The 4,015-nt window shown below is 61.8% G+C and carries 6 protein-coding genes; all 6 read right to left on the bottom strand.

Going from position 1 to position 4,015, the window contains the following annotated elements:
• Positions 1 to 313: 313 nt before the first annotated feature.
• A complete protein-coding gene (locus tag EOA38_RS29880) occupies positions 314 to 964 on the bottom strand; it encodes an OmpA family protein (RefSeq protein WP_126094149.1) in 651 nt (216 codons plus the stop codon).
• 102 nt (positions 965 to 1,066) lie between these two features.
• Positions 1,067 to 1,435: a GFA family protein gene (locus EOA38_RS29885; RefSeq protein ID WP_126094150.1), complete on the bottom strand. Its 369-nt coding sequence runs from the start codon at positions 1,433 to 1,435 to the stop codon at positions 1,067 to 1,069.
• Between the two features lie 132 nt (positions 1,436 to 1,567).
• Positions 1,568 to 1,945 carry a hypothetical protein gene (locus EOA38_RS29890; protein WP_126094151.1) on the bottom strand — a complete coding sequence of 126 codons (378 nt, stop codon included), beginning with the start codon at positions 1,943 to 1,945 and terminating at the stop codon, positions 1,568 to 1,570.
• A gap of 288 nt (positions 1,946 to 2,233) precedes the next feature.
• A complete protein-coding gene (locus EOA38_RS29895) occupies positions 2,234 to 2,659 on the bottom strand; it encodes a GFA family protein (protein ID WP_127300937.1) in 426 nt (141 codons plus the stop codon).
• Between the two features lie 110 nt (positions 2,660 to 2,769).
• A protein-coding gene (gene prfB / locus EOA38_RS29900) for a peptide chain release factor 2 (RefSeq protein WP_127300938.1) occupies positions 2,770 to 3,901 on the bottom strand; the annotation gives its coding sequence in 2 pieces (ribosomal slippage) (positions 2,770 to 3,834 and positions 3,836 to 3,901; 1,131 coding nt in all).
• On the bottom strand, positions 3,830 to 4,015 hold a 186-nt coding region (locus EOA38_RS39825; RefSeq protein ID WP_210212997.1), incomplete at its 5' end, for a hypothetical protein. The genes EOA38_RS39825 and prfB, both read right to left, overlap by 72 nt.

A 4,015-nucleotide genomic window follows, 5' to 3' on the forward strand; every position in this document is an offset into this window, starting at 1 on the left:
CCCAAGAGACCAGTCAAAACGAGGACGCCGCAGCGCCCAAGGCGAGCCGTTCTTGTCATGCATTCCTCCCAGATTTCTGATCTGGCCGTGCAAGACCGAGGCGGAAAAAATGCTTGTCGCGCGGCCAGTTGCCGCCTCATCCCCGCTGGAACAGGATTGATGCTAGTCCTTTCTCGAGCTCCGGAAAAGCATCATTTAGAGGAAGCTAATGGCCTAAGACTTTTGACCCAACCTGGAGTCCCGCAAAAACAAAAAACGGCCTCTTCCGAGGCCGTTTTGCTTGGTGGAGTTGATCCGCCGGAAGCGGTTCTTCTCAGGTGAGCGGCGAAAGCTGGATCTCGACGCGCCGGTTCTGGGCGCGGCCCTGAGCCGTCGCGTTGGACGCGATCGGACGCGTCTTGCCGAAGCCGGTGACGGCGAAGCGGCGGGAATCGACGCCCTGGCCGGACAGATAATTGGCGACCGCGAGCGCGCGGCGCTGCGACAGGTCGAAATTGTGTTCGTCGCCGCCGGTCGAATCGGTGTGGCCGAAGACGTCGACGGTGGTCTGGCGGAACTTGTTCAGCACCAGCGCCACCGAGTTCAGCACCGGATAGAAGCCGGGCTTCACCGCGTCCTGGTCGACGTTGAAGGTGATGTCGGACGGCATGTTGAGGATGATCTGGTCGCCGCTGCGGGTGACGCTCACTCCGGTGCCCTGCAACTGACGACGGAGTTCAGCTTCATTCTGGTCCATCGTCGCGCCGATCGCGCCACCGGCAAGCGCGCCGATACCCGCGCCGATCAGCGCGTTGCGGCGATCATTGCCGCCGGCGAGCAGACCGAGGCTGGCACCCGCCAGAGCGCCGAGGCCGGCGCCGGCCGCCGTGTTGGAGATCTTCTGGTCGCCAGTATACGGATCGGTGGTGGTGCAGGCGCTCACGAGCACAGCCGTCGCCACGACGACGAGCACGGTCTTCTTCATAAGATGGTCCCTCTCCAAATCGCGGCCTTTGCGGCCGCGCCAAATCAGCCCTTCCAGATGCCTTGTAACATGAATTGCGGCAAAAAGCGGAACGGCAAAGCGCTACCAGAGGTTCTTGCCGTCGATCACCACCACTTCGACCTTGTCCAGGTCGAAATCGTCGAACAGGCGGGAGTTGACGCTGATTTTCGGGTTGTCAAAGTCGGGCTCACCGGTCGACCAGTCGGGGGTTTCGGTGAAGGTGCCGCAGCCGCAGACGGCGCAGAAGCCATGTTTGATGGTTTTCGAGCCCCAGCGGTAGAAGGAGACGTTTTCAGGCGGGCTGGTGAGCTTGAATTGCGACGGGACGTAGTAGGCCCAGAGCGACCCGCGCTTGGAACAGAATGAGCAGGTGCATTGCGTCACGGTTTGCGGCGCTTGCGAAACCTCGAATGTCGTCGCCTTGCAATGGCAGCTTCCCTTGATGACCATGAACGCATTCCTCTTCGTTGTCCGCCGCCCTCCGCGGCAAGGCAACATAAAGAAACGCTACTGGCAACCGGCTGTCGGCAGACTTGCCTGCCATCGCATCCCAGGAATGCAACTCTCAGAACGTCTCGTCGCTCAATAGGATCGCGGCGGCACGAACAGACAGATAGTCTTGCCGGCGTCGAGGCCCGCCTGATGCGCGCACCAGTGGAATTCGCCGTCGGGCGAGTCCTTGACGCGCTTGTCGGTCATCGGAACGACCTCCCCCGTGCCGGCTATCACGTAACCCTCAGGCTTTTCCAGCACTTCGCCTGTGTGGGTCGTGCGGCAATCATAGTTCGCGCAGCACGCGAATGGATAACTCCAGCCCTGCGGCATCGCAGCCGTGGGTTTGGCGTCGTGCGCGACGGCAGTGGCGGTCAGCATCACCGTCCCGACCGTGGCGAACAGGGAAAACAGGAGTCGGCCGGCCGGGCGAACGGCTCGGGCCGATCTTGACTTGGCAGCAGGCATCGAAGCGTTCCTTTCGAGCATCAAGCGTTTTTCCGCTTGCCCGTTCCCGGAACGTGTCTTCCCAGTGGCCGGATCGTCAGTCGCAGATATGCCGCGTCCGGCCATAAATGCTTCTATCCCCCAGCCCAAATGCTGAGCTGATTCCTTGGCCGGCGCAAGAAGTGGGCGCGCCCTCGGATCGCACCGGGGCTTCAGCATCGGCCACAGAAAAGGGTGCGCCGACTTGGTTAACGAAGCCGGCGACCAGGGTGCCTAAGAACGAAATTCCGCTGACGGAGGTTCCGGCCGTCAGCCGGTGACATGTTCACGATATTGCGGCAGGTCGTCCGTAATCGTGAACCATGGCGCCTTGGAACCGACGAAGATGTGTGCATTCGGGCGAATGCCTGGATCGTCCGTCAACGTCCCCATGGCGACATGGACGTAGGCGCCGTCCCGCACCAATGAATAGAGCAGCGAACCGCATTGCCCGCAATGCGCGTCGTGGCCGCTTGCATCGCCGTGGATCAGCAAGCTGCCGTCGCCCGCGGTGAGACGAAACTTGCCGCGCTCGATGCCGGCGAAGGGCTTGAAGGCGGAACCGGTGGTGCGGCGGCAGTTCGAGCAATGGCAATTCGCCGCGTAGGCGAATTCATCGGCCACCTCATAACGAACCTGACCGCAGAAGCACTTTCCGGCAAGCGTGCGAACGCCTGTCTTTTCAGGATTTGCCAAGATCTTCCTCCTGCTAGCTGCCACCCGCCAGAAGGTCAGCTTTCCCGGGAAAGTGCTTGTTTTTGCGGGATTCCGAACGAAAACCGCTGCGCACTTTTCCTGGGATTGCTCTAATCCAGATCAGCCACCGCCTCGCCGGCGCCACCCTCGATGCGATGCGACAGCGAAGCTTCCATGAACTCGTCGAGGTCGCCGTCAAGCACGCTTGACGGGCTGGTGTTTTCGACGCCGGTGCGCAGATCCTTCACCAACTGATAGGGCTGCAGCACGTAGGAACGGATCTGGTGGCCCCAGCCGATGTCGCTCTTCGAAGCCTCGGTGGCGTTCGCCACGGCCTCGCGCTTCTTCAGCTCTTCTTCGTAGAGCCGGGAGCGCAGCATCTCCCACGCCTTGGCGCGGTTCTTGTGCTGCGAGCGTTCGGCCTGGCAGGCAACCGCGATGCCGGTCGCGAGATGGGTGATGCGAACCGCCGAGTCGGTCGTATTGACGTGCTGGCCGCCGGAGCCGGAGGAACGATAGGTGTCGATGCGCACGTCGGATTCGGAGACGTTGATCTCGATCGTGTCGTCGATGACCGGATAGACCCAGACGCTGGCGAAGGAGGTGTGGCGGCGCGCATTGCTGTCATAAGGCGAGATGCGCACCAGGCGATGAACGCCGGATTCCGTCTTCAGCCAGCCATAGGCGTTGTGGCCCTTGATCAGCACGGTGGCGGACTTGATGCCAGCCTCTTCGCCTTCATGGACTTCCAGTACCTCGACCTTGAAGCGGCGCCGTTCGGCCCAGCGCGTATACATGCGCAAAAGCATCGAGGCCCAGTCCTGGCTCTCGGTGCCGCCGGCGCCGGCATGGATTTCGAGATAGGTGTCGTTGGCGTCGGCCTCGCCCGACAGCAGCGTCTCGACCTGGCGGGCCTTGGCCTCGCCCTGCATCGACCGCAATGCGTCTTCGGCTTCGGCGACGACGCTCTCGTCGCCCTCTTCCTCGCCAAGCTCGATAAGGCCGATATTGTCTTCCAGCGCCTGGGTCAGCCCTTTGACCGCCGCGATGCCTTCCTCCAGGCCCTGGCGTTCCCGCATCAGCTTCTGCGCTTCGATTGGGTCGTTCCAGAGGCTGGAATCCTCGGCGCGCGAGTTCAGGTACTCAAGCCGCTTGATGGCCTGATCCCAGTCAAAGATGCCTCCTCAGCAGGGTTATCGCCTGCCTTATTTCGTCGACAATGTTGAGCGTTTCCGCGCGCATGGTTTTGGGTTCTGTCCTGTTGTTCTGCTTCTTGTCCGGAATAGGCGCGATACATAGGCACGGCACCGCCGCCTGTAAAGCGAAATGGGCTTTACAGGCGGCGGTGCCGTGCCT

This window comes from Mesorhizobium sp. M1E.F.Ca.ET.041.01.1.1 (assembly GCF_003997355.1).
Lineage (GTDB): Bacteria > Pseudomonadota > Alphaproteobacteria > Rhizobiales > Rhizobiaceae > Mesorhizobium.

Excerpts from the sequence above, each read along its gene's own strand:
- EOA38_RS29880 (WP_126094149.1), bottom strand. The coding sequence starts at position 964 with ATGAAGAAGACCGTGCTCGTCGTCGTGGCGACGGCTGTGCTCGTGAGC.
- EOA38_RS29890 (WP_126094151.1), bottom strand. The coding sequence starts at position 1,945 with ATGCCTGCTGCCAAGTCAAGATCGGCCCGAGCCGTTCGCCCGGCCGGC.
- EOA38_RS29885 (WP_126094150.1), bottom strand. The coding sequence starts at position 1,435 with ATGGTCATCAAGGGAAGCTGCCATTGCAAGGCGACGACATTCGAGGTT.